This is a genomic window from Streptomyces sp. V1I1, assembly GCF_030817355.1.
Lineage (GTDB): Bacteria > Actinomycetota > Actinomycetes > Streptomycetales > Streptomycetaceae > Streptomyces.
Map to the genome: position 1 here is coordinate 5,788,260 of NZ_JAUSZH010000001.1, position 24,588 is coordinate 5,812,847.

The window sequence follows — 24,588 nt, forward strand, 5'->3', positions numbered from 1 at the left end:
GGCGAGCACGAAGCCATGACCGAAGTCCACGCTCGGCCCCAGGCACACACCGACACCGTGACCGGGGCCGACGACCACGCCCTCCGCCCGCGGCGCTCCCGCGTGCTGCTGGTCTCCATCGCCGTCGTACTCACCGCAGGCACGGTCGCCGCCGTGGTGCTCCGCGACCGGCCGGGCGACGAGCCGCCGGCCCGGCTCTCGGAGACCGCGACCACACCGGTCACCCGGGGCGACCTGGCCGCGACGGACAAGCTCGACGGGACACTGGAGTACGCGGACGAGGTGTATCTGCCCAACCGCCTCACCGGCACCGTGACCTGGGTGGTCCGCCCCGGCGAGACGGTCTCCCGCGGCGGCGTCCTCTACCGAGTCGACGAGAAACCTGTGGTGCTCCTGTACGGAAAGATCCCGGCCTACCGCGCCTTCGGACCGGACATGTCCGACGGAGGCGACGTACGCCAGCTGGAGAGCAACCTCGCCGCCTTCGGCTACAGCGGCTTCACCGTGGACGAGGAGTTCACCGACAACACGGCCGACGCGGTGAAACGCTGGCAGCGCGACCTCGGTCTGCCGAAGACCGGAAGGCTCGAACTCGGCCGTGTCCTGTTCGCGCCGCAGTCCGTCCGGGCGGGTGCGGCCGACCGCAAACCCGGTGACGAGACGCAGAGCGGCAGCCCCGTCCTGGCCACGACCAAGGCCGAACGGGCCGTGACCGTGAAGGCCAAGATGTCCCAGCAGCAGCTGCTGCCCGTGGGCAAGAGGGTGCTGGTCACTCTCCCCGGCCGCGACAAACCCGTCGCCGGCAAGGTCACCTCGGTCGGCACGGTGGTGGGCGGCGGGGGAGGCGACGACGACAAGAACAAAGGCGGCGGCGGGAACGGCGGCGACGGAGGCGGCGACGGAGGCGGCGGCGGGAAGGACCCCGAGGGTGGCGACCAGACCGTCGTCGTAAAGATCGCCCTCCTCGACCAGAAGGCCCCGGGCACCCTCACCTACGCCCCGGTCCGTATCGAGGTCGAGAGCGAACGGCGCCAGGGCGTCCTGTCCGTACCCGTCGCCGCGCTGCTCGCCCTGCGGGAAGGCGGATACGGCGTCCAGGTCGTCAAGGGCGACACCACACGCATCATCCAGGTCACCACCGGGATGTTCAGCGGAGGCAGGGTCGAGGTGTCGGGAACCGGAATCACCGAGGGACTCAAGGTCGGGATGCCCGCGCTGTGAACGCCATCATTGAGGTGAATGAACCGGCCGCCGGGTCGGCACCGCCCACCGATCCCGTCATCGAGCTCACCGGGGTGACCCGCAGTTACCCCGGGAGCCCGCCCGTCCACGCCGTCCGCGACCTGTCGCTGCGCGTCCTGCCGGGCGAACTGCTCGCCGTGGTCGGCCCTTCGGGATCCGGGAAATCGACCCTGCTCAACCTGATGGGCACCCTCGACCGGCCCACCGATGGCCGCGTCGCCATCGCGGGCTACGCCGTGGACCGGCTGTCCGACCGCGAACTCTCGGCGCTCCGGGCGGAGCACATCGGCTTCGTCTTCCAGCAGTTCTTCCTTACCGCCGGGGTCAGCGCGGTCGACAACGTGGCCGAGGGGCTCTTGTACGCCGGGCTGTCCCGGCGCGCCAGGACCGCGGCCGCCGTCGAGAGCCTGCGCCGGGTCGGCCTCGGCCACCGGCTGCGGCACCGCCCGCACGAGCTGTCCGGCGGAGAGCGGCAGCGGGTCGCCCTGGCCCGCGCGGTGGCAGGCCGGCCCTCCCTGCTCCTCGCGGACGAACCCACCGGGTCCCTCGACAGCGCGTCAGGGGCGAGCGTCGTCGAACTGCTGCGGGAGCTCAACGCCGACGGCACCACGATCGTCGTCATCACCCACGACACGGAACTCGCCGCCCGGCTGCCGCGCAGGGTGACCATGCACGACGGGCGGATGGTCGAGGACGGCGGTCGCCCCGCGCCCGACGGCGGTCATCGCCCGCCCGACGGTGGCCGTACCGCCCCAGGTGCGACCGCCGGTACCGCCCCCGGCACCGCGCAGGAGGCCGCCCGATGACACCCTCCCGACCTGCGCTGCGCCCGGCCCGCCTCGGACCGCTCGACGTCCTGCGGCTGAGCCTGTCCGGGCTGCGCGCGAAACCCATGCGCGCCGTGTTCTCGGCGGCCGGGATCTCCATCGGTATCGCCGCGATGGTGGCCGTGATGGGCATCTCCACGTCCAGCCGCGCGGAGCTCCAGGCCACCCTCGACACACTGGGGACCAATCTGCTGCACGTCGAAGCGGGGGAGTCCCTGACCGGCGGTGCGGCGAAGCTGCCCACCGGGGTGACCGGGATGGTGCGCCGGGTGCCACCGGTGACCGATGCGAGTGCCGTCGGGACGGTCGACGCCAAGGTGTACCGCTCGGACCTGATCCCGAAGGAGGAGACAAACGCCCTGGAGGTCGCCGCGACCCACCCCGACCTCCTGGCCACCCTGGGCGTACGTACGTCGAGTGGAGTCTGGCTCAACCAGGCCACGGGCAGGTATCCGGCGGTCGTGCTCGGCTCCGCCGCCGCCCGCAGGCTGGGCGTCGTCCGCGCTGATCCGGATGTCCAGATACTGATCGGCGGTCGTTCCTTCACGGTGATCGGCATCCTGGAACCGGTCGTGCTCGCACCCGAGCTGAACAGCTCGGCGCTGGTCGGGTTCAAGGCCGCGCAGCAGAACCTGGGCTTCGACGGGCACCCTACGGCCGTCTACCTCCGGGCCGAGGAGCACGCGGTGACCGACGTCCGCAATGTGCTGGCCCGTACGGTCAATCCGGAACAGCCCGACGCGGTACGGGTCGCCCGGCCGTCGGACGCGCTGGCGGCGAAGCTAGCCGCCGAGGAGGCGTTCACCGGGCTGCTGCTCGGTATCGGAGCGGTCGCCCTGCTCGTCGGCGGCATCGGTGTCGCCAACACAATGGTCATCGCGGTGCTGGAACGACGTGGCGAGATCGGACTGCGCAGGGCACTCGGTGCCACCCGGGGCCAGGTCCGCAACCAGTTCTTCACCGAATCCCTGGTGCTGTCCGGGCTCGGGGGCTGCGGTGGCGCGGTCCTCGGACTGCTGATCACCATCGGGTACGCGGAGCACCGGGGCTGGCCGGTCGCCCTGCCGACGACCGCCGTGCTGGCAGCAGCGGCGGGCACTCTGGTCATCGGGGCCGTGGCCGGGCTGTATCCGGCGATGCGCGCGGCGCGGGTCTCTCCGACGGTGGCCCTCGCCTCGAGCTGACATGGTGGGGTCCCTGACGGTGCTGTCGTTGTCGATGCAGGCGAAGGTGCCGGGGGATGTCCCGGTGGAGACGGTGCGGGTGGCGCGGGACGGCTTTCCCGTACAGCCGCGTGCGGATTCTCGACTCGGACCAGTTGCAAGCTGCCTTCGGTGCAGTGCTCGCGCAGCCACTTCTCTGCGGCAGCCCCGCCTGCTGGGGGAGAGTGCACGAGGGCTCTGCTCTCCCCCGGCAGTTCGCCGTCGTGCCGAAGCAGGGCGCCAACTGCCCAGAGGTCGCCGTAGCTCGCCGCATGGGCGTACACGACGGCCGGCCCGTCCCTGAACGCACTCTCCGGATCTTCAGCGCCCGATGCGAAACGACGACGCTCCGGCCTGCCGTGGCCACATCCGCCCCACCTCCGTCGATGCGTCCGGCTCACGAGACCGCCTCCTTGTACTGCCCGAGAAAGTCGAACTCTCCGTCGACGGTACGGAACAGGAACAGCGCGTCGCTGTTGTAGCCCTTGTCCGCGATGTACTTGATCGTCCGGCTGATGCCGCGGTAGTCGACCCCGGGCATGCGACGCACGATCGCGCCCCGTTCCGCCAGGGGAGAGCCCTTTCTCGTACAGACCTCGGCCAGGAACAGCACGGCGTCGTACGCCTCCGCCGCGTACCAGCCAGGGCGCTCGTCGAACCGCGCGCGGTACGCCGCGGTGAAGGAGCGGGCCGCCGGAGTGGACGTCGGATCGATGAAGGTGGTGGCGAACACCCAGTCCTCGGCGGCGGCACCCGCGGACTTCAGGAACCGCGTGCCGAAGGCCCGTTGGGTCGCGACCCGGGCTCCGGTGAACCGCGCCTCGCGCAGCGCCGACGCGAAGGCGCCCGCGCGTTCCTGGCTTCCGCTGAACACGACCGCGTCCGCGCGATCCGCCATGACCTTGCCGGCGAGCGCGGCGGAGTCGAGCGTTCCGGCGGCGACACTCGTGACGGTCGCCTCCCTCCCCTGCCGTTGCAGCACCCGTTGGAGGTCGTCGCAGAGGGCCCAGGCGAAGTCGCCCTCGGCCCGGTCGTCCACGAGGAACACCTTGCGTGCGTCGGCGGAGCGGGCGAGATAGGCGTTGCAGGGGGCGGCGAGCAGCTGATCGGTGGGCCGCAGCGCCGCATGCGAGCGGAGAGTGGACAGGGTTTCCCTGACCTGTGGCGCGACCCCCACCGAAACAGAGAGGACGGGCATCACGGCCTTGGTGTAGGTGTCCTCCGCGGCGAGGAAACAAGCGTCGGTGGTGGGACCCAGAACGGCGAGTACACGCTCGTCCGCCGTCAGCCGCTCGGCCAGGTCCCGGGCCCCGTTCGGGCTCGCCCCCGTCGTCGTACAGGCGCAGCTTCAGCCGCAGCGGGCGGCCGCTCGCTGCGTTGACGCGCTCGACGGCCAGCCGGGCGCCGTTGAGCTGTGCGTGCCCGGTGTCCTTCGCGGCGCCGGACAGATCACCCTGGAAGGCCACGACGAGTTCGGGCCGTGAGGCCGAGGAGGGCGAGGCGCCGCCGCCCGTCTTCCGGCCGCCAATGGGCGGTGCGACCGTGGTCTTCCTCGGCGTACCCGAGTCCGAGGTCGCGGGCCAGGCCGAGCAGCACGGCCAGTTCACTGTGGACCTCATCGATCTCGCGGATACGCCCCTGCCGCTCGAGCTGCCGCCCGTGCCGCCGGCGCTCGAGCCCGACATGGCCCGTCCCGCCGAGATGGCGGGCCTCACCCGGCGGATTGCGGCGGCCGACGCGATCGTCGTGGTGACGCCGGAGTACAACCGCAGCTTCCCGGCCTCGCTGAAGGCCGCCATCGACTGGCACTACACCGAGTGGCAGGCCAAGGCGGTCGGTTTCGTCGGCTACAGCGGGGGGAGCGGCGGCATCCTGGCGGTGGAGCAGCTGCGCCAGGTCTTCGGCGAGTTGCAGGCCCACACGGTCCGCGACTACGTCGCCTTCCCCAGGTACTACGAGCTCTTCGGCCCCGACGGCATCCTCAGGGACCCCGAGGGCCCCAATGGCGCCGCGAAGGTACTGCTCGACCAGCTCCTGTGGTGGGGCTCGGTTCTCCACGACGCCCGGCGCGACCGCCCGTACACCACCGCGCATTAGAGGATCATGCTGCGGCCGCTGCCGCGGTGTCGTACTGGCCCCGTTCCACGGGACGCGTTCGGGACGCAGTCGGGACGGGCCCTGCGGGGCACGTTCAGCGCATGCCTTGAAACGATCAATAGGACCGGGCGAGCGCGCCGGTGCGGTACGCCTGAAGGCCGCCGCATCCGCGTTCCCGAGGCGCCGCAGATCCTCCGTGAGGAACGCGGAGGATCTGCGGCGGGACGTACGGCTCATGTCGCGGTATCAGGTCCGAGACGAGGAGTTGCGCTCGCGTAGTACGGGGAGCGCGCCTGCTTCACCAGGTCGGCCCCGTCCCTGCGCATCGGGCAAAGGCACACTCGTGGTGCTCGGCGCGGGACTGCCCGTGGGCGAGGCGCTGATACTGCCGGTAGGACTTGCGGAAGGGGGCGCCGTCGGCGAGGCCGATGGGCTGGGGCGGACACTGGAGGGGCGGGGCGTAGGCCCGGCTTTCACGGGCGGCGGACTGGTGGAGGCTGCGGGAGTTGGGGAAGCCGGTGCTTCGCGGTGAGTGGCCGGTGCGCGAGGGCGCTGAGTCGCACCACCGTTCCGGTTCCGGACGCTGCTTCTGGCCGGGTGCGTGGCCGGACGTTCCGGTGGACGTGAGGCTTTCGGCGATTTGGTGACGTGGACCTGGACTCGCTCCGGGCTCGGCGCTGTTCGTGGGTGGCCGGCGGTGTGCTGGAGCACCAGCGATGAAGCGGCCAGGCTGCCGAGCATGGCGACGGCGGCTGCGGCCAAAGTCCGACCGCCGTACTTCCTCCTCCGTCGCGGCGGACAGCCGCGCCGGGCTTCGGGCACATCGGTTTGGGGAGTGGGGGACCATGGGATGTCGGGGGCCTCGGAGGAGACCGGTCCCTCGCTGAACAGGACCTCCAGCACCGCCTCGACTGCCGGAGCATCGCCGCTCCGATCGCTCGGCGGTGCCATATCGGAGTCGTATGTCCCGCACTCCGGGCATGTCACGGTGCCGTTGAGGGCGCGGCGGCAGGGAACGCAGTAGTCCATGGGCTCGACCGCTCAGTGCGTGAGTTGCTGGAAGGAACCGTGGTCGGCCCGCCAGGCTGGGCAGCAGCCGGCGGCCGGGAGACGGCTCTCGGCGCCTTTCGGAAGGATCCTTGGCATGTGCGAACCTCACTCACTCGCCGGTCTGTAGGCGGGTCACCGGTTACCGAGGTCAACGGGCCACAGCGAGCCAGCGTTCAATCAACGGCTGAAACGTGGGGCACGCAACTCTTTGGAGCTTTTGGCTGGTCACGCCAGCGCCCCTGGTTCGGTGCCCTGGCCGACAGCCATGGCTCAATCCGAGTCGGCTGCGTTCACTTCCTGGTGCTGACCGTCATCTTCGGCGTGGTGACTCTCTTCGCTGAAACGAATCCTCCGAGGCCAACGTGGAGAGCTTGCCGACTGTCCGGGACCGCCGGAGCCTGGCCGCTTCGCCGTGAGCCAGGGAGATGACGGCGGCGAACTCTGCTCCTGTGAAGCCGGAGTGAGGTCACCTGGGGACGGTGGTGAGCCCGCCCGGGGGTGGGTGTCGGGGCGGGCTCACCATTACCGGTCGGTGGACCGGAAGTGTCTCAGTTCGTGTCGAGTGCGATGGCTATGTCGGTGATGGGCAGCGGGAACTGCCCCACGCCGACCGTGGCCCCGGTGAACAGGTTGACGCTGTAGAGCGTCGCCGAGCCACTCGCCGAAGTGAGAGTGGCGAAAGCCGACACCGAGGTCGTCTTGCCGTTGGTCAGGTCGCTGAAGATGTCAAAGCCCGCATTGAGGCCGGCGTCCACGCCGAGCGCGCCGGTCGGGGCCAGCGTGCCGTTGTTGGCCGGTGACTGGATGACGGCCTGGTCCGTGGCCGTGTTGATGTCGAACAGCGTGGTCGCGGTGTCCGCGTTCAAGTCGTTGTTCGTGTAGGCAGCGGCGGTGACGCCCCTGGTCGGCCCGGTCGCCGGGGGGGTGGTCAGTGTGGTGTCCTCGGTCGTGGTGCCGTTGGCGAGGTTGTGACGCAGGTTCTGGCCGTTGTCGCTGATCACCCGCAGCCGGTCGGCCGCGGGGTTGAAGTCGACCCCGAAGTTCGTGCCGTACAGCGGAACACTGAGCTGGGAGACCTTGGTGACAACCACGTCCGTGGTCGCCGGCGGGGTCTTGATCGTGTAGATGCCGCCTTGGTTGCCGACGCCGTACATGAGGCCGTTCTGCACGCGGAAGTCGATCCCGATCAGGGCGGTGTCGCCACTGAGCCCGGTGACGGCCCTGACCCAGTCGAGCACCTGGGGTCTGTCGGTGGTGAACGTGGCCATTAACGTGCCGTCACTCGAGATCCCGAACGCCCGCAGGCTGTCGGCCTGGGCCTGGGCCCAGCCGTTGCTCGGAGCTCCCACAACGAGTGCCGCCATGGCGGATGCGACCGCGACCGCCGCAGCCATTCTCTTGCTGATCCCTGCTTTCATCGGCTCTTCCCTCCTGGTGAGCGTGTGGTGTGGCAGAGGCAGTGCGGCCTGGTCCGCTTGGCCGAACCATCAGCCGGCGACCACAAGCTATTTGGCAGGACTGGACGTCCACTGGACGGTGATTGAACTACTCACATCGGCGTCTTGCGGGCACTCGAGGCAGGCGGCAGATCGGGAACACACCACACGAACGGCGTGCTCCCGCTGATGAATGCCGCGCAGACGGCGCGGTAGCCGCCGTTGTCGCACTCCACGTCCACCGTCAGGGCGTTGGCAGCGGCTCAGTCCGGCCGCGTCGACTGGACACCTGCTGGACGCCGACTGGACGTACGGCTCTGCGTGTTCATAGGCCCGACGCGGTCGACGCGGCGGCTCCGGCCCAGGTCTCCAGAGCCTGGCGGGCGCGCGCGGCGCCCGCGTGTGCGCGTGCCAGCTGGTCGTGCTCGCCGGTGACGGTAGCGACCGTCGCGGCGGTGGAGTGGTGGACGAGCGCCTCGTCGTAGTGGCCGCTGCCGTTGAGCGCCTCGGCGAGGCCGTTGAGCGCCGACGCCTCGCCGTAGCCCTCCCCGTTCCCACGGAACAGTTCGAGGGCGCGCCGCTGATGGTCGGCCGCGGCAGCGAATGCGCCCTGCTGCAGACGGATGTCGCCGAGGCCGGACAGCGCGTACGCCTCGCCGCCGTGGTGCCCGAGTTGTCGGAAGAGGGCGAGGGCCTGCTGTTGGTGATCGGTCGCGTGTTCGTACTGGTCCAGCCGCAGGTGGACATTGCCGAGGTTGGTCAGTGTGCGTGCCTGGCCAACCTGGTCCCCGGTCTCCCGGTAGAGGGTGAGGGCTTGTTGATGGTCGCGTGCGGCGTCGCGGAGGCGGCCCAGCCGCCAGTGGAGATTGCCGAGGTTGGACAGGGTTCTGGCCTGCCCCGCGCGGTCCTCCGTCCCGCGGTGCAGTTCCAGGGCTCGTACGAGGTGGTCTGCGGCTGATCCGGCGTCGGCGAGCCGCCAGTGCACGACACCGAGGTTGGTCAGTGCGTGGGCCTGTCCCCTCCGGTCACCGATCGCCTCGGCGGCGCGCAGAGCGTGGCGGTGGATCTCCAGCGCCTCGGAGTGGTGACCTCCGTCGAGGTAGCGGAACAGGAGGGCGGCCAGGCGGACGGCGTGCCGGGGGCTGCCGCGGGCCGCGGCGACCGCGCAGATGGCGGCGAGGGTGGGGCGCTCGGTGTCCAGCCAAGCCCGTGCCGCGGCCGGGTCGCCGGCGATCGGAGAGACGTACGCCGGTAGCGCGACAGCAGGTCTGTGGTGCCGCTCGGCGGGGTAGAGGGCGTCCATGGCGGCCGCGGCCGTGCTCAGGTAGTGGTCGAAGATGCGGGTCAGCGCGGCCTGCCGGTCGGCCTCGGAGTCATGCGTACGGGTCAGGCGGTACGCGTAGGCGCGCAGCAGGTCGTGCGTGCCGAACCGGCCGGGCCGGGCGGGCTGCAGGAGGTGGGCGCGGGCCAGCAGCCCCAGCTTCCTGGCAACCTGGGCCGGGCCGTCACCGGCGGCGGCCCGCTCCTCGCCCGGCGCGTCGCCCATCAGGGCGGCGACGGCATGGGCGTCAGCCTCCGGCCCGGGGTGCAGGCTCAGCAGGCGGAAGGTGCGGGCGACGGGGCGGGCAGACGCTGGTACGACCAGGAGAACACCGCCTCCACCGCCGCGCGCCGGTCGCCGCCCGCATCCAGGAGATCCAGTCGCCGCTGCTGGTCGGCCAGCTCCGCCACCAGGTCCACCAGCTGCAGCGACGGGCGGGCGACGGCGAGCTCGGCCGCGACCCGGAGCGCCAGCGGGAGCCGTACACACTGTTCGGCCAGGGCGGCGACCGGCCCCGGCTCGGTTTCGACCCGCGCGCCGATGAGCGTCCGCAACAGGGCGACCGCGTCGGGCAGCGGGAGCGGGCCCAAGCCGATGCGGCGGGCGCCGTGGAGGGCCACCAGGCCGGCCAGGCTGTCCCGGCTGGTGACCACGACGGTGCAGGACGGCGAGCCGGGAAGCAGCGGGCGGACCTGCTCCTCGGACAGGGCGTTGTCCAGGACCACCAGCATCCGCCGGTCGGCGATCTCGGTCCGGTACCGGCCGGCGCGGTCGTCGACGTCGAGCGGGATCACGTCACCGGGAACCCCTAGGACGCTGAGGAACCGGGTGAGGGCGTCACCGGGCGGCATGGGGTGGTCCGGATCGTAGCCGCGCAGGTTGACGTAGAGCTGGCCGTCGGGAAACCGGTGCCGCGTCCGGTGCGCCCAGTGGACGGCCAGCGCGGTCTTCCCCACCCCGGCCGTGCCGGAGACCACCGAGACGGCCACCGCCGTTGGGCTTCCCTTCGCTCCGGTCAGCATCCGGTCGAGGGCCGACAGCTCCGTGTCCCGGCCGGCGAAGTCGGGCACATCCGCGGGCAACTGCGCGGGGAGCGCGCCGGCGACGCTCACCGGTACCGGGCCGGTGGCCGCGTCCTGGTCGGGGACACGCCCGTGGCCGGGAGGAGGCCTGGTGCGGCGGCGCAGCACGGAGACATAGGCCGCGGACAGCTCGGGGCCGGGGTCGACGCCGAGTTCATCGACCAGCAGGCGGCGGCTTCGCCGGTAGACGGCGACCGCCTGGTCGCGTCGCCCGACGGCCTGGTACGCCCGGATGAGCCGGGCCTGGGCGCCCTCGTCCAGCGGCTGCGCGGCCGCGGCCTCCTCCAGGACGGGGAGCACGCTGGGGCTCTTTCCCGCCGCGATCATGACTTCGCCGTACTGGGCCACCACGCCACGACGCTCCCCGGCCAGCGCGACGACCATCGGGTGGGCGGCGAGGAACGGCAGGTCGGCGAGGGGCGGCTGCTGCCACAGCCCGAGCGCGTCGGCCAGCAGCGCCGCGGCCCGCTCCTGGCCGCCGTCCCGCCGTGCGGCCTCCGCCGCGGCGACCAGGTCCCGGAAGCGCAGCAGATCGATGACGTCGTACGGAACGCGCAGCGCGTAGCCGTCGCCGAGCCGGGGCAGCACCGCGCTGGGGGCGCGCGGCCGCCGCCCCGGCTCCAACAGCCGGCGCAAGTGCTTGATGTGGGTCTGGATGACGTTCGGCGCGCTCGCCGGGGGCCGCTCGCCCCACAGGGCGTCCGCGAGCCCGGAGAACGGCAGTTGCTGTCCACGGGACACGGCCAGCAGGGCGAGAGTCGCACGGCGCTGGGGCGAGCCGAGGTCGAGGCGTGTGCCGTCCCGCCAGGCACAGACCGGCCCGAGTACCTGAATGCGCATGAGCCCCCCGCCTCGCCGTTTCACAACTCCTCACCCTTCTCTCATCAGCGGCATGTCCGGAAGGCACATTCCGGCCCAGTGCCGCACAGCCGCCGCCAGCCCGCCGGCCGTTCAGTGCCTGTCGATTCGCCGTCCAGTGGGGGTTGGAGAGTGATCGTGCGCATCTGCGTGACGATGCGCACGGGAAGAGCAGGTCATGTCCCGATCCCTGCGCGGCCGGCTGGCCGCGCTGCTGGTGGACAACGACTTCGCCGCCGTGGCGGCGGTGCTCAAGGGAAGTGCAGCAGCGCGACGTTCGCGCCTGACTAAGACTCGTTGTCAGCCACCGACTATGCCGACGGTTGGCGACCTGCTCCACAAACGGGCAGCACTCATCCCGCCGGGGACCGATCCGTACTACGGTGAAACGATGGGCGGTGACGATGCGTTGGGGGCGGGGGACATGCGAGGCCCGGTGCCACTGCTGCTGCCAGTCGAACGGGCCAGCCCCGAGCCGCGGGGCCTCGTGAAGGGATCCAGGATGATCCAGGTGGGCGATATCCGCGAGTGGCGCGGCTACGACGTCGTCGACCGCGACGGCCACAAGATCGGCAAGCTGGAAGCGATCTACGTGGACACCAGCACTGACGAGCCGGCCATGGCCACTGTTCAGACCGGTCTGCCGACGCGTCACCGCCTGGTCTTCGTACCGCTGGACGGCGCGATTGTCGGACCCGGTTACGTCAGGGTCGTCCACGACAAGGCGTTGGTGAAGGAGTGCCCCTCCATCGGCACGGACGACGTCCTGCCCGCTGAGGAGGAGGAACCGATCTTCCGGCACTACGGCCTGACCTACCAGCCGGGCACCGGCGGTGAGCGGCAGCTCGCCCGGCGCTGAGAGTCCGCTCCTACGAAGGAGGCATCGGCGTCATCGCCCGAAAGCGCCGTCGGGTGGCCGCACGCCTTCTGCGCGTGTCGGCGCCGGGGCAGGGCGGTCGTGCCGACGTGCGGCAAGGCGAAAAGCGGTCCGACTGCCGGGTCGTGCTGCCAGGAACGGATCGGGATGAACCGCAGGGGCCCGCACCCTCTACCAGTAGTGCCGTCGTCCGCGGACCGCGTGACCGAGCGATCCCAGGATCCACAGGACGGCCCCGATGACGATCAGAATGACCCCGATGGTCCACAGGATGGCGATGTTGGCGATGAAACCGATGACGAGCAGGAGGATTCCGAGGACGATCATGGTGTCCTCCGATCTCGCGGAGTGATCCTGTCCTGCTGGTCCCCCGCCCGCTTCGCGGCAAACCCCTGCACGGTGTTCGGATGCCGACGGCCCGCCTGTGACAGTGGCTTCCTTGACGGTGCAGATCTACCGTAGGGAGATACGAAGCAGATCCTTGGAGCGCGTCATGATCGTCATCCTCGGACTCATCATCCTGCTCGCCGCGGTAGTCGTCGGCGTGGCCGGTGTTGTCACCAACAGCGGCAGCGCGCATGAGCTCACCGGCGGGTTCTCGGTATTCGGCTTCGACGTGACCGGCTCCACCGGCACGCTTTTCCTTTCCGGCATGATCGTCGGGGCGGCGGCCCTGTTCGGACTGAGCCTGCTCCTGACCGGCGCACGCCGCACCTCTCGCCGGGGCAGCACCGGGCGCCGCGGACTCAAGCAGTCGCGCCGCGAGACGGCTGCGGCCGGCCAGGGTCGCGACGACTTGATCGACCAACGAGAGTCCGCCCGCGCGGAGACGCCGAATGCGCGGGGGAACGATTCACCCCAAGGCGATCGCCCTGTCGCTACGGACGGGGGTCGTCGGAGCAGGCCGCACTGGTTCGGGCACCGATCCGCCCCCCGGTAGGCCGCCCTCGCACGCGCAGATCGCTCACTGGCAGGCGCCACCGATGTCCCTCCTCGCCCCCAGCGCGAAGACGGCCAGTGCTCCGGTCCGGTATATCGCGGACACCCCGGCCCCGCTGACCGGCAGCGCGGCCACGGCCGCGGTGCACACATCCACCACGCCGACCCGGGCACCAAGTCGGGCTGCTCCTGGGCGGCTGCCCGTACGCTCCGGACCTGGTCCTGAAATGGTCAGTACGGCCGGGTCGGCACCCTGGTGCGGTAGGCGCCCGGGGTCGCGCCGGTCCACCGGCGGAACGCGCGGATGAATGCCGCCGCATCGGCGTACCCGAGCCGTACGGCGATCTGGTCCACTCCCAGTCCGAGGGTGGACAGCATCTCGACAGCGCGAGCGTGCCGCGCTCCGTCGACGAGACGCCGGTAGGAAGTGCCCTCCACAGCCAGACGCCGGTGCAGTGTGCGGGTGGAGACGTGCAGCGCGGCTGCGGCAACACCCATGTCGGGGATCCCGTCCGGCCACTGCATGAGCAGTTCCCGTACCCGCGCCGCGAATTCGGTGTGGGCGCGCCGGGCCAGCAGGAGGCTGCACTCGCGTTCGCACACCTGCATCGTGTGGCGGTCCGCCTGCGGCAGCGACTGCTCCAGTACCGCGGCGAGGGTGACGATCGCGTTGCGCGGCGCCCCGAAGGCGATCGGCGCGTCGGTGAACGCCTCGTACGCTGCGGGCTCTTCAGGCCGTGGGAAGCGCACATCCAGCCGGAGGGGGGTGAAGGGCCGACCCAGAATGGTGTCCAGGATGGTGCGGATGTTGGCCATTTCCCGCTCGACGAAGAAGTGCCGGACGGGCTGGGGCACAAACCCGTCGTCCAGGACGAGGTGGACCTCGTCCCCGTCCTCCTGAAGGTGGATTCCGACCATGGTGAAGGTGAGTTCCAGGTAGCGCAGTCCCACAGCTGCCGCTTCGCGCAGCGTCGGGCTGGCCAGCAGTGCGAAGCCCCACACGCTGTACGTGCGCAGCGGAATCCGGCTGCCGACCTCCAGCCCCAGGCCGGGAGCGTCGCCTGTGGCGCGGACCAGGTTCTGCGCCACAACGAGCTCCTGCCAGGCGCGGACGTGTGCGGCATCGTCGGCGAGAGTGTTCTCGTCCACACCGCTGCCGTCGAGGCATGCCGGTACGGGAACTCCGCGCTCGACCCCGACATCCACCATCGCGCGTACGCCGGCGATGCCTCGCGGGAACAGCCGTGGAGGTGTGGAGACTTCGTCGACCCCCACCCCGTGTCCGGAACGGCCAACAGCATGGCCGCCATTGCCTAGAACCAGCACTGCCAATCCCCCTAGCATCGGAAGGGATCGATGCGGCGAATCCCGCCGCAGGCTGTCATTCAGCCTATCCGGGATGTGCGTGCCGGCCAGGGGGCGTATGCGGTATCAGCCACGGTCACCAGCAGGGCTCGGCGCGCCCCGCAACCATCGCGTGTGCAACCGCTGTACCGGAAAGCATTCTTGAGCAGTACCCGTTAAACCACACCGGTCAGGAGACCACGGAGTGGAATGGGGACCACACTTCCGAATCGCACAGGCGGAGTGATTGATGGACGAGTTCAGCACGTTGGAAGTAATGCTGGTCGACAATGAGGACCTTGTGCGCCGCGGTTTCCGGCATGCACTCGGAGAGGCACCGGATATCGCCGTGGTCGCCGATACGAGGGTCGGCGATGAGGCATTGCGAATGGTCGAGCTGCGGCGACCGCAGGTCGTACTCGTCGACGCCGAATACGAATTCATCCGTAAACTCGCCCAGCCTTCGGGGGCGGCAGCATCAGGATTCGCACCCGGCTACGTACCCGGAATCGTCGTCCTGACCAGCATCGACCTCGACAGCCATCTGTTCGGGTCGCTGAAGGCGGGCGCAAGCGGGTTTCTGCTCAAGAGCGCCAGCCAGGAGGAGCTGACCTCAGCCGTCCGCGCGGTCGCCGGCGGCGCGGCTTTCATCTGCCCCACGATGACCCGACGGCTGATCGATCGGTTCGAGATCCTTCCGCCGCCACAGGAGCGTTCTCACGCGGTCGCCCTGGCCACCCTGAGCGGCCGGGAGACCCAAGTCCTGACCGGTATGGCCATGGGGAGGTCGAATCAAGAGATCGCCCGCGAGCTGCATGTAACGCCCGCCACCGTGAAGTCCCACGTCTCGCGCATCCTCGCCAAACTCGAGTTGCCGAACCGGATGCACGCGGCGCTGATGGCTCAGCGGAGCGGTCTGGTGCACTCGCCCCAGCCTGCGCAGGCCGCACGGGCCTCCGCAGGCTCCCAGGATCCCCCAGCCGCTCAAGCCCCCTCTCCCTTCGGCCCGTCCCGCGCCGCTGGTCAGGCGGGCTTGGTGAAAGCGAGGACCACGTTGTGACCGCCGAAACCGAACGAGTTCGAGATGGCCGCGGTGACCTTGGTGTGCCGAGGACTTCCGGTGACGATGTCCACCTTCACCTCGGGGTCCTTGTCGTCGAGGTTCCTGGTCGCGGGAATCACGTCGTTGAAGATGCTCAGGACCGTGAAGATGGCCTCGATCGCGCCCGCCCCGCCTATGAGATGGCCCGTGATCGACTTGGTCGCCGTCACCAGAGCATGCGGACCGATCGATTCCAGCAATGCCGACGCCTCGATACGGTCACCGACGGGCGTACCGGGAGCGTGAGCGTTGACGTGAACGATGTCGTGCGGGCCGAGGCCGCCGGAGCTCAAGGCCTGGCGGATCGCACTGATCTGACCGTCCGCTGAAGGAGCTGTCATGGCGTGCGCGTCGGAGCTCATCCCCGTACCGGCAAGCGTGGCATACGCCCGCGCGCCACGAGCTCTTGCGGATTCGGCTCGTTCCAGTACGACGGCGCCGGCGCCCTCGGCCATGACGAAGCCGTCCCGGGCGCTGTCGAACGGCCGCGATGCGCTCTGAGGTTCGTCATGACGGCTGGACAGGGCTCCCATGCGGGCGAAGGCCGCCATGGACAGCCGGCCGATGCATGCCTCTGTGCCGCCGGCGACAACGACGTCGGCCCGCCCGGCACGAAGTATGGCGAGCCCCATGGCGATTGCCTCCGCTCCAGAGGCGCAGGCGCTGGTCGGCGCGTGGGCACCGGCGCGGGCCTCGAGATCCAGACTGACGGCGGCGGCCGGGCCGTTGGGCATCAGCATCGTCACGGCGAAGGGCGACACTCGTCCCGGCCCCTTCGCCGATGACACGTCATGCTGGTCTACCAGGGTCTTCCCGCCGCCGAGGCCGGTGCCGATCACCACGGCCAACCGCTCGGGCGCCACCGTGGGCGCGCCGGCGTCGGCCCATGCCTGCCGGGCCGCCACCATCGCAACCTGCTGGCAGCGGTCCATCCGCCGGGCCTCGACCCGGTCCAGTACCTCGGTCGGTTCCTGACTCAGTCGGCCTGCCAGCCGTACGGGCAGATCGCGGGCCCAGGGTTCGTCGAGCACGGTGATCGGGGATTCGCCGGCGAGCAGCGCCGTCCAGGAGGAGTGGACGTCGGCGCCCAGCGGCGTGGTCATTCCTAAACCGGTGACCACAACGCCGGTTGTACCGAGGACTTCCCCGTCCGGGGGACCGGGGAGATCGGGGAGCTTCGGATAACCCAAGAAGTAGTCGTCAGATGCTTCGTAGGACATCACGGTTCCCTTTCTGAAGCCTTCTAGGGAAATGTTCTCCCTCGGACACGGGCTTGGGTACGGGCTTGAACTCGGGCTTGAACTCGGGACTGGATGCGGGATTGAACGCGGGCCATTCGTCGTCCACTGGCCGTCGTCATTACGGTAGCCAGCACGAGGCGCTTTCCATAACGGCCGGCCGACGGATCCGTGAGGGCGACCGGAGGCTGGTCGTCATCCGTCTTACGGGCTAATCGGCACTCGCCTCCGGTAGGGGGTGGACGCCATCCGCCGGCGGATACTCGATATTTCTCCGCCGGCTTAGCATCTCTCCGAGTGGAACGACCATGACGCAGGCGTACAGCAATGGCTGGGCAAATAGCCAAGTCCTGGCGGCCAGTGGGGGAATGGCGGGGCAATGGCAATGGCCGAGCCGAACAGGAGGACCACGATGTCAGAGGATGCCATCACAGAATCCCGACTCGAGCCGACGACCTTGGTCGAGCTCTGCAGTTATCGCGCGTCCAGGGACCCGGATCGACGGATGTTCGCCTTCCTGGAGAACGGCCTAGAAGAGTCCGACTCGCTCACCCTCGCCCAACTCGACGCCCGTGCAAGGGCGATCGCCGTGCGTCTGAGCAGGCATGCCCCGCCGGGCGCCCGGGCCGTGCTGAGTTACCCGCCGGGTCTGGACTTCGTGTCCGCCTTCTTCGGCTGCCTGTATGCCGGCCTGATCGCGGTGCCGGCTCCTCCGGTGCTGCGCGTCGGCGTCGACGACCGGTATACGCGCTTCCGGGCAATCGTCAACAGCTGCCAGCCGGATCTGATGCTGTCGAACGGGTCCAGGCTGGACCGTGTCGACACTTTGCTGAAGGACATGTCCACACCACGCCGGCCGACCTCTGTGGCGACTGACGAGATCAGTGGGACGGACGCACACGGCTGGAATGCCCCCCGCATCGGCCCGGACACGATCGCGTACCTGCAGTACACCTCCGGCACGACCGGTCCGCCCCGGGGTGTGGAGCTCACCCATGGCAACGTCCTGCACAACCTCTCGTTGATCCTGGCCAACGGTTCCCGGGACACGGACGACTTCGACCGGCTGCCGCCCGTTGTGTCCTGGCTGCCCGTGTTCCACGACATGGGACTGATCACCGGGGTCCTGCAGCCGCTCTATGTCGGGTACGACGCCGTACTGATGCCGCCATCGGCGTTCACGCAGCATCCGGTCAACTGGCTCCGCGCGATATCGGACCACGGAGCGGGCATCAGTTCGGCACCCGGTTTCGGGTACGAGCTGTGCGTGCGGCGCGTCTCCGAGCAGCAGCTGCGTTCCCTCGATTTCAGCGGCTGGCGGATCGCGGTGGTCGGGGACGAGCCGGTGCGTGCAGAGATGATTGACCAGTTCAGTGCCCTGCTCGCCCCGTTCGGCTTTCGCCGCGAGGCGTTCTTCCCGAGTTACGGCATCGCCGAGTCCACCGTGATGCTCAGCGGCGGGCCGGTGGAGCCCGAACCGGTGATCCGGCGGTTCGAGGCGGTGGCGCTGGCGAAAGGCAAGGTGCAGCGAGCCGGTAGCGAGGACGAGGCCCGCCGGCTGGTCGGCCTGGGCCAGTTGCACCCGTCCATGACCATCGCGGTGGTGGATCCGGCCACCGGCGAACCGTGCGCCCCGGACGAGACAGGGGAGATCCTGGCTTCCGGACCGAGTATCGGTGCCGCGTACTGGAACGCCCCGGAGGAGACGGCAAGTACGTTCAACGCCACTGTGCGCGGCCACGAGGGACGCCAGTTCCTGCGCACCGGCAGCCTCGGCTTTCTGGACGGCGGTCAGCTCTTCGTCACCTGCCGGGTGGACGACCTCATCGTCGTGGAGGGCATGCAGCACTACCCGTACGACATCGAGGCGACCGCGGGAGGAAGCCACGCGGCCGTACGGGAAGGCTGCTGCTGCGCATTCACCGTCGAGGACGGCGGACGCACCCGCCTCGTCGTTCTGGCTGAGATCAACAGCCGGTACCGCGTCGTGGCCGACCCCGCCCCGGACGCTCCGTCAGGTGCCCGCGCGACCGTCGGCGCGGGCGAGGTCGAAGAAGCCGTCAGGGAGGCCGTCTTCGCGGGGCACGGCCTCCGGGCCGACGAGGTACTCCTGGTCAAGGCCGGTTCGCTGCCGTTCACCACCAGCGGCAAGCTGCAGCGCTCGCGGTGCCGGTCCAGGTACCGGGCGCGGGTGTTCGAGACGGTCTGAACCTCGCTCCATGCAGGGAGGGCGCGCGAACTGCCGCCGCCTTCTTCCTCCTTCCTCCGTTTGGAGTGGTCTCATGCGAACCAATCATCAGCACAGTGTCTGCCTGCCCGAGAGGGTGGCCGGTGAGCACGGCGCACTGACGACGGTGGTCGACCTGTGCCGCACTCGTGCGGCAGCCGAGCCCGACCGGAAGAGTTTTGTGTTCCTGGGCGATGGTGTCGATGAATCCGACTCACTGACCCTGGCCGAACTCGACCGCTGTGCGCGGGCGATCGCCGTGACGCTGCTGAAGCAGGCTCCAACCGCACGCGCACGCGCGCTGCTGAGTTACCCGCCCGGCCTGGAGTTCCACGCCGCCTTCCTGGGCTGCATCTATGCGGGTCTGATCCCGGTGCCGGTAGCTCCGCTCGACGGCACGCGGGGCAATGCCAAATGGACTCGGGTGGAGTCGATTGCCGCGAGTTCCGAGTCCCGGCTGTTCCTGTCCACCGGCCCCCTGCTTGCCGCCGCCGAGCCCGTCCTCACCGGCACCGAGGGGCTCGCCCGACTCGGCCGGGTGGCGACCGACGAGGTATCCCTGGACCTGGCCCGGCAATGGACCCCGCCGGTGACCGCCGCTGAGATGGTCGCCTACCTGCAGTACTCCTCGGGATCCACGGGAGTGCCGAAAGGCGTCGCGATCACTCACAGCAATGTGCTGAACAATCTGTCGTTGATATACGACAACACGCGTCGCCTTGCCGACGACGCCGGGCTGCCCCGCCCGTCGTCGGTGTCGTGGCTGCCGCCGCACCACAACATGGGCCTCATCTGCAACGTCCTCGAGCCCCTCTTCTCCGGCCGGGACGTCACACTGCTGCCGACGATGACGTTCGTACAGCGTCCGCTCACGTGGCTGCGGGCGATCTCCCGGCTCGGACGCGCGGACAGCTGCGCGCCGAACTTCGCCTACGACCTGTGTGTCCGCCGGGTGACCGACGCTCAGCGCCGGGAACTCGACCTCAGCCGTTGGGAGATGGCTCTGGTCGGAGGTGAGCCCGTCCGCGCCGATACCCTCGACCGCTTCAGCGCGGCGTTCGCAGAGGCCGGCTTCCGGCGCGAGGCACTGTCCCCCGCGTACGGCCTCGCCGAGGCGACAGTGATGGTCACGGCCGTGCCGGTCGGCCAGGGCCCGGAAGTCCTGAGAGCGGACTCCGAGGCGCTCACCGCCGGAAAAGTGCGCCCAGCCGCGTCGGCACCGGACAGTCGGGAGCTGGTCGGCTGCGGCCCGATCCATCCGTTGAGCATGGCTGTCGCCGTCGACCCGGAGACAGGCAAGCCCTGCGACGAGGACGAGGTGGGCGAGATCTTCGTGTCCGGCCCGAGCGTCGCAGCGGGCTATCTGAACGCTCCCAAGGAGAGTGCCGAGACCTTCATGGGGACCCTTCCCGACCAGCCGGGCGAGCGGTTTCTCCGTACCGGAGACCTCGGATTTCTGCACAGCGGGGAGCTGTTCATCACCGGTCGGGCGAAGGACGTCATCATCATCGCCGGTGCCAACCACTACCCGCAGGACATCGAAGCCACTGTTGAGGCCAGCCATCCGGCAGTCCGCGAGTTCGGTGCTTGCGCGGTGTCGGTCGACGACGGCGCGCATGAACGGCTCATCGTGCTCGCCGAGACGACGGCGGCAGCCGGCGGCGGGAGTGATGAGCCGGTGACCGCCCAGGAGATCAAGCAGGAGATCAGGCGCGCCGTCCATGCAGGACACCGCATCCAGGTGCACGATGTCGTCCTCCTCAAGCCGGGGACGCTGCCGCTCACGACGACCGGCAAGCTGCAACGTCGCGACAGCCGGGACCGGTACCTGGGGGGTTCCTTCGAGGCCGCCCTCATCGAATGAGGGGACGGGGTCGAGTAGCGCCGCCGGCTGTTGAGTTCAGTCGGCGGTGGCGGTGGCGGTGGCGGTGGCGGTGGCGGCGCGGTCGTCGGATGCCGGTGTGCGAACGGCGATGAGGGCGACGTCGTCGCTGCTGTCTTGAGCGAGTCCGGTGAGGAACTCGTCGCAGAAGGCTCCCAGGGGTTCTTGGGCGAGGGCGGCGGCGTGCTGGCGAAGCCGGGCCGCGCCGCGGTCGAGGTCTTCAGTGCGCCGTTCGATGAGGCCGTCGGTGTAGAACAGGATGGTGGCGTTCGCCGGTAGGACTTCGGTCGCGTCGGGGCGTCGTTGGGTGGGATCCACTCCCAGAAGCATGCTGCGGCCGTCGGTCAGGAAGCGTGTGTCGCCTTCAGCTGTGATCAACAGCGGGGCGGGATGGCCGGCGGCGGCGTACTGAAGCGCCCATGGCTCGTGCTCGGCCGGTTTCTCGACCAGCGCGTAAATGCAGGTCAGGGTCTGGTGTGGGTAGAGGATGCTGTTGGCCGCGTCCATGCGGCCAAGGATCTTGCCGGGTGGCTCTTTGCGGTCGCAGGCGATGCCGCGCAACATGTTGCGCATGTGGCTCATGGTGACCGTGGCCTGCAAGTCGTGGCCGGCGACGTCTCCGATGATGAGGGCCGCGGCACCGCCGGGCAGGACGAACGCGTCGTACCAGTCTCCGCCGACCTGGGAGGTGGCCAGAGCCGGCTGGTAGCGGGCGGCCAACTCGAGCAGTCCGAGCGTCGGCAGATCGGGCAGCAGGGAGCGCTGGATGCGCTCCCCCGTGTTCTGGACCTCGGCGTACAGGCGTCCGTTGTCGACGGCGAGCGCGACGCGATGTGCCAGGTCCTCCGCCAGCGGAAGAGTGTCCTCGTCCAGTGCCCCATTACTCTCCGTGCGCGCCAGGGTCAACGCGCCCAGGACCTGGCGGCGGGAGCGCAGGGGCGTGATCACCACCGTGTCCGCTCCCAGGCGGTCGAAGAGTTCCAGTTCCCTGGCATGCAGAGGATCGGCCGCAGCTTCCGGCGCGGAGAATGACGTTACGAGCAGCGGCCCAGCCCCCCGCAGGGCGCGGGCCAGTGAGGCGGCCGAATCCTCGGACACAGGTGGCAGTTCACCTTCGTAGAGGCCGGGTGACACCAGGTCGGACTCACGGTGCTCGATCACGTGCCGACGCAGGCGGCCACGCTCGTCGAGCAGATCCACCGCGCACCAGTCCGCGAGGCCCGGCACCAGCGTGTGGCAGAGGCGTCGCAGCCCCGTGTCCAGGTCGAGGGTGCTGGCCAGGGCGTCGCCGGCGTTGGTCAGGAGCGTCAGCCGGTCCAGGGCTTGCTGCACCGCCCGGTCCAGCTCATGGGAGTCCGCAGCCGGCCCGTCATGGTCGTCCACATCCGAACCCATCCGGCACCTCTTCCCCATTCGCCGGCCCGCCACAGCCGACTACAGGCCGTCACGCTGCGCAGCCGCCGGGACTGTCCCTGTCTCCATGCTGCCGCATGGACGGGTCCGCGGCCGGTGGCGCCGTTGAGAGGGAATTCTCAGTGGTCGGAGTAACTGAAGTCCCCCACCGTCCAGGCACTCACATCCTTGATGGCAATGCGGTACATCCCTCCGGTCTCGGGAATCCCGAGGCTTCCCTGAAGGATTCTCGCGACATGGAAGTGCAGGTGTGTGGGTGGCTCAGCCTGCTCGCTGCGGGGGCCGGCCCCGGCGGCCACGAAGATGGTGGAGAACGGTCCCAGTCGGTCCGAATCTTTCAGGACCTCGGCGACACGCTGCCTCCACATGGCTTCGGGAGCCAGTCGTCCGGTGATGACAGCACCGTGGACCACCACGGTGAGAGACATCTGATTGGTTTGCTCCGATTCCACCATGGCGGCGACATCGACAAGCAGATAATCAGGCTTCGACATGAGAGCCAATATTACTATGCGGCCTTCGCATTCCCGGGGGGCTCCACGGCCGGGCAGGGGTAGTTGGGCCGCGATCAGGGCGTGGCAAGGGAGATCTCGGTCGACTTGATCAGTGCCACTACGGAGGACCCGGCGGCCAGACCCAGGTCGGCGACGGCGTCCTTCGTGATCGCGGCGGTCAGCTCGCCGCCCACCACGCCGACCTTGACGCTCGCCATCGCGCCGCCGGCGGCGACGTCGGTGACAGTGCCGGGAATCTGGTTGCGGATGCTCAGGCCCTCCACCGCGCCGGTGGCCAGCGAGACCTCGGTGGACTTCACCAGGGCGCGTACGGCGGAGCCCGGCGCGAGGCCCAGTTCCCTGACGGCCTCCAGAGTGATCGCGGCGGTGATCTCCTGGCCGCCCTCCAGACGGACCTTGACGGCGGCCATCACCTCGCCGGGCGTGACGGAGACGACCGTGCCGGGGATCTGATTGCGGATGCTCAGGCTCATGGGGCCACCGTAGCCACGGGCCCCGGCAGCAGCCGGGCAGCGCGCTTGGGGCTTCCTCCAAGGGGTCTGGCATTTGCTATGAAGCGGTTCTCAATGTCTTGTAAATGCTGGCTGATGGCGCCTACCTTGTCGCATATGCAGTCCTACACAATCGGCCAGGCGGCGCGTCTGCTGGGCGTCAGCCCCGACACCGCGCGTCGCTGGGCGGACGCCGGCAAGGTCGCGACCCATCGCGACGAAAGCGGCCGCCGCCTCATCGACGGCCGTGACCTGGCGGCCTTCTCGATCGAGGTAGCCCAGGGCGGGACCGGCGAGGAGGACGTCTCGTACACCTCGGCCCGCAACGCCTTCCCGGGCATCGTCACCGCGGTCAAGCTCGGCGATGTCGCCGCGCAGGTCGAGATCCAGGCCGGCCCGCACCGGCTGGTCTCCCTGCTGACCAGGGAGGCCGTCGAGGAGCTGGGGCTGGAGGTCGGCATGCAGGCCACCGCCCGCGTGAAGTCGACCAGCGTGCACATCGACCGCGTCTGAGAACCGCCCCCCTGAACCGACCCTGAGACCGTCTTCCGACACTCACTCAGCACTCATCCCTTGCAGCGGCGTCGCCCGTCCCTGACGCGGCCTGTTCCCACCGCTTCACCAAGAGGAGCCCTCGTGTCGTATGCCTTTGCCCGGCACCGTACCGCCGCCGCGGTCCTGACCGCAGCACTGCTCGTACCACTGGCCGCCTGCGGCAGCGACGACAGCAAGAAGGACAGCGGCGCGAAGGCCACCGGGTCCGCCGCCGGCGCGCCGAAGGCCGAGCTGACCGTGCTGGCCGCCTCCTCGCTGACCGATGTCTTCAAGACGGCGGGCGCCACGTACGAGAAGTCCCACCCCGGCACCACGGTGAAGTTCTCCTTCGCCGGGTCCCAGGAACTGGCCGCCCAGGTCAAGCAGGGCGCCCCCGCCGACGCCCTGGTCACCGCGGACACCAAGACCATGGACGGGCTGAAGTCCGACACCGGTGCCCCGACCGTCATCGCCAAGAACCGGCTCGTCATCGCGACCGGCAAGGGCAACCCGGAGAAGGTCGGCTCGCTGGCGGACCTCGCGGACACCAAGCTGAAGGTCGTGCTCGCCGCCCCCGAGGTGCCGGTCGGCCGCTACAGCAAGAAGATCCTGGACGCCCAGAAGATCGTCGTGAAACCGGTCTCCCAGGAGCCCAACGTCCGCGCCGTCCTGAGCAAGGTCGAGCTCGGCGAGGCCGACGCCGGGCTCGTCTACAAGACAGACGCCACGAGCGCGAAGGGCAAGGTCGAGGCCGTCGAGATCCCCGACGACCTGAACGCCGTAGCCTCCTACCCGGCGGCGACTCTGAAGACGTCCACGAACGCGGAGGCCGCCGCCGCGTTCGTGAAGTGGCTGAGCACGCCCAAGGCGCAGAAGATCCTTCAGGACGCGGGCTTCCAGCAGCCGTAACC

The 24,588-nt window shown here is 69.6% G+C and carries 23 protein-coding genes; 12 read left to right on the forward strand and 11 right to left on the reverse strand.

All coding sequences use genetic code 11. The annotated features are described in order from the left end of the window. Positions 1 to 15 precede the first annotated feature (15 nt). Genes QFZ67_RS27090 through QFZ67_RS27100 form a run of 3 tightly spaced genes read left to right on the forward strand, consistent with a single transcriptional unit; the run spans position 16 to position 3,253 of the window. Positions 16 to 1,221 (forward strand): peptidoglycan-binding domain-containing protein, encoded by a 1,206-nt coding sequence (locus QFZ67_RS27090; protein WP_307663668.1) that lies wholly within the window; start codon positions 16 to 18, stop codon positions 1,219 to 1,221. 5 nt (positions 1,222 to 1,226) lie between these two features. Then, positions 1,227 to 2,048, forward strand: a complete 822-nt coding sequence (locus tag QFZ67_RS27095; RefSeq protein ID WP_373430245.1) for an ABC transporter ATP-binding protein — start codon at positions 1,227 to 1,229, stop codon at positions 2,046 to 2,048. Continuing rightward, positions 2,045 to 3,253 (forward strand): ABC transporter permease, encoded by a 1,209-nt coding sequence (locus tag QFZ67_RS27100; protein WP_307663670.1) that lies wholly within the window; start codon positions 2,045 to 2,047, stop codon positions 3,251 to 3,253. Before QFZ67_RS27095 ends, QFZ67_RS27100 begins: the two co-directional genes overlap by 4 nt. A 415-nt stretch (positions 3,254 to 3,668) precedes the next feature. On the opposite strand, the gene QFZ67_RS27105 is transcribed toward QFZ67_RS27100, so the two are convergent. Beyond that, on the reverse strand, positions 3,669 to 4,571 hold the full coding sequence (locus QFZ67_RS27105) for an ABC transporter substrate-binding protein (RefSeq protein ID WP_307665983.1): 903 nt from the start codon (positions 4,569 to 4,571) through the stop codon (positions 3,669 to 3,671). On the opposite strand from QFZ67_RS27105, the gene QFZ67_RS27110 reads away from it, so the two are divergent. Next, entirely contained in the window at positions 4,516 to 4,755 is a 240-nt protein-coding gene (locus tag QFZ67_RS27110) for a hypothetical protein (protein WP_307663671.1), read from the forward strand. The two genes, QFZ67_RS27105 and QFZ67_RS27110, sit on opposite strands and share 56 nt — an antisense overlap. 43 nt (positions 4,756 to 4,798) lie before the next feature. Next, positions 4,799 to 5,368 (forward strand): NADPH-dependent FMN reductase, encoded by a 570-nt coding sequence (locus QFZ67_RS27115; RefSeq protein WP_307663672.1) that lies wholly within the window; start codon positions 4,799 to 4,801, stop codon positions 5,366 to 5,368. Between the two features lie 1,598 nt (positions 5,369 to 6,966). On the opposite strand, the gene QFZ67_RS27120 is transcribed toward QFZ67_RS27115, so the two are convergent. The 3 genes from QFZ67_RS27120 to QFZ67_RS27130 all read right to left on the reverse strand — a co-directional run bounded on the left by QFZ67_RS27120 (position 6,967) and on the right by QFZ67_RS27130 (position 11,097). After that, complete coding sequence (locus QFZ67_RS27120; protein WP_307663673.1) at positions 6,967 to 7,836, reverse strand: DUF4394 domain-containing protein; 870 nt, start codon at positions 7,834 to 7,836, stop codon at positions 6,967 to 6,969. Between the two features lie 343 nt (positions 7,837 to 8,179). Further along, the gene (locus QFZ67_RS27125) at positions 8,180 to 9,400 is read right to left on the reverse strand and encodes a tetratricopeptide repeat protein (protein ID WP_307663674.1); all 1,221 of its coding nucleotides are present in this window, start codon (positions 9,398 to 9,400) and stop codon (positions 8,180 to 8,182) included. Between the two features lie 47 nt (positions 9,401 to 9,447). Further along, entirely contained in the window at positions 9,448 to 11,097 is a 1,650-nt protein-coding gene (locus QFZ67_RS27130; protein WP_307663675.1) for a BTAD domain-containing putative transcriptional regulator, read from the reverse strand. 520 nt (positions 11,098 to 11,617) lie between these two features. Between QFZ67_RS27130 and QFZ67_RS27135 the strand changes: the two genes are divergently transcribed. Further along, positions 11,618 to 11,974: a PRC-barrel domain-containing protein gene (locus tag QFZ67_RS27135; protein WP_307665984.1), complete on the forward strand. Its 357-nt coding sequence runs from the start codon at positions 11,618 to 11,620 to the stop codon at positions 11,972 to 11,974. Positions 11,975 to 12,163: 189 nt separating this feature from the next. Here the strand turns inward: QFZ67_RS27135 and QFZ67_RS27140 are convergent, their stop codons facing one another. Further along, positions 12,164 to 12,319, reverse strand: a complete 156-nt coding sequence (locus tag QFZ67_RS27140; RefSeq protein ID WP_307663676.1) for a DUF6131 family protein — start codon at positions 12,317 to 12,319, stop codon at positions 12,164 to 12,166. Between the two features lie 166 nt (positions 12,320 to 12,485). On the opposite strand from QFZ67_RS27140, the gene QFZ67_RS27145 reads away from it, so the two are divergent. Next, positions 12,486 to 12,932 carry a hypothetical protein gene (locus QFZ67_RS27145; RefSeq protein ID WP_307663677.1) on the forward strand — a complete coding sequence of 149 codons (447 nt, stop codon included), beginning with the start codon at positions 12,486 to 12,488 and terminating at the stop codon, positions 12,930 to 12,932. Positions 12,933 to 12,956: 24 nt separating this feature from the next. On the opposite strand, the gene QFZ67_RS27150 is transcribed toward QFZ67_RS27145, so the two are convergent. Both QFZ67_RS27150 and QFZ67_RS27155 read right to left on the reverse strand, forming a co-directional pair. Then, positions 12,957 to 13,091, reverse strand: coding sequence for a hypothetical protein (locus QFZ67_RS27150; protein WP_307663678.1), 135 nt, complete (start codon positions 13,089 to 13,091; stop codon positions 12,957 to 12,959). Between the two features lie 71 nt (positions 13,092 to 13,162). After that, on the reverse strand, positions 13,163 to 14,206 hold the full coding sequence (locus QFZ67_RS27155; protein WP_307663679.1) for an AraC family transcriptional regulator: 1,044 nt from the start codon (positions 14,204 to 14,206) through the stop codon (positions 13,163 to 13,165). 319 nt (positions 14,207 to 14,525) lie between these two features. Here QFZ67_RS27155 and QFZ67_RS27160 point away from each other — a divergent pair, with 319 nt between their 5' ends. Then, a complete protein-coding gene (locus QFZ67_RS27160; protein ID WP_307663680.1) occupies positions 14,526 to 15,335 on the forward strand; it encodes a LuxR C-terminal-related transcriptional regulator in 810 nt (269 codons plus the stop codon). Here QFZ67_RS27160 and QFZ67_RS27165 read toward each other — a convergent pair. Beyond that, positions 15,299 to 16,597, reverse strand: coding sequence for a beta-ketoacyl synthase (locus QFZ67_RS27165; RefSeq protein ID WP_307663681.1), 1,299 nt, complete (start codon positions 16,595 to 16,597; stop codon positions 15,299 to 15,301). The two genes, QFZ67_RS27160 and QFZ67_RS27165, sit on opposite strands and share 37 nt — an antisense overlap. A gap of 430 nt (positions 16,598 to 17,027) precedes the next feature. On the opposite strand from QFZ67_RS27165, the gene QFZ67_RS27170 reads away from it, so the two are divergent. Together QFZ67_RS27170 and QFZ67_RS27175 are read left to right on the forward strand one after the other, a co-directional pair. After that, the gene (locus QFZ67_RS27170) at positions 17,028 to 18,824 is read left to right on the forward strand and encodes a fatty acyl-AMP ligase (RefSeq protein ID WP_307663682.1); all 1,797 of its coding nucleotides are present in this window, start codon (positions 17,028 to 17,030) and stop codon (positions 18,822 to 18,824) included. 73 nt (positions 18,825 to 18,897) lie between these two features. After that, positions 18,898 to 20,706, forward strand: a complete 1,809-nt coding sequence (locus tag QFZ67_RS27175) for a fatty acyl-AMP ligase (protein WP_307663683.1) — start codon at positions 18,898 to 18,900, stop codon at positions 20,704 to 20,706. Positions 20,707 to 20,742: 36 nt separating this feature from the next. Here the strand turns inward: QFZ67_RS27175 and QFZ67_RS27180 are convergent, their stop codons facing one another. From QFZ67_RS27180 to QFZ67_RS27190, 3 genes are all read right to left on the reverse strand, one after another. Further along, positions 20,743 to 22,119, reverse strand: coding sequence for a PP2C family protein-serine/threonine phosphatase (locus QFZ67_RS27180; RefSeq protein ID WP_307663684.1), 1,377 nt, complete (start codon positions 22,117 to 22,119; stop codon positions 20,743 to 20,745). 137 nt (positions 22,120 to 22,256) lie between these two features. Then, a complete protein-coding gene (locus tag QFZ67_RS27185) occupies positions 22,257 to 22,631 on the reverse strand; it encodes a hypothetical protein (RefSeq protein ID WP_307663685.1) in 375 nt (124 codons plus the stop codon). A 74-nt stretch (positions 22,632 to 22,705) separates the two neighbouring features. Further along, on the reverse strand, positions 22,706 to 23,125 hold the full coding sequence (locus tag QFZ67_RS27190) for a molybdopterin-binding protein (protein ID WP_307663686.1): 420 nt from the start codon (positions 23,123 to 23,125) through the stop codon (positions 22,706 to 22,708). A 135-nt stretch (positions 23,126 to 23,260) separates the two neighbouring features. Here QFZ67_RS27190 and QFZ67_RS27195 point away from each other — a divergent pair, with 135 nt between their 5' ends. Together QFZ67_RS27195 and modA are read left to right on the forward strand one after the other, a co-directional pair. Further along, positions 23,261 to 23,656 carry a molybdopterin-binding protein gene (locus tag QFZ67_RS27195; protein WP_307663687.1) on the forward strand — a complete coding sequence of 132 codons (396 nt, stop codon included), beginning with the start codon at positions 23,261 to 23,263 and terminating at the stop codon, positions 23,654 to 23,656. Between the two features lie 123 nt (positions 23,657 to 23,779). Then, positions 23,780 to 24,586: a molybdate ABC transporter substrate-binding protein gene (modA, locus tag QFZ67_RS27200; RefSeq protein ID WP_307663688.1), complete on the forward strand. Its 807-nt coding sequence runs from the start codon at positions 23,780 to 23,782 to the stop codon at positions 24,584 to 24,586. Positions 24,587 to 24,588: the final 2 nt, after the last annotated feature.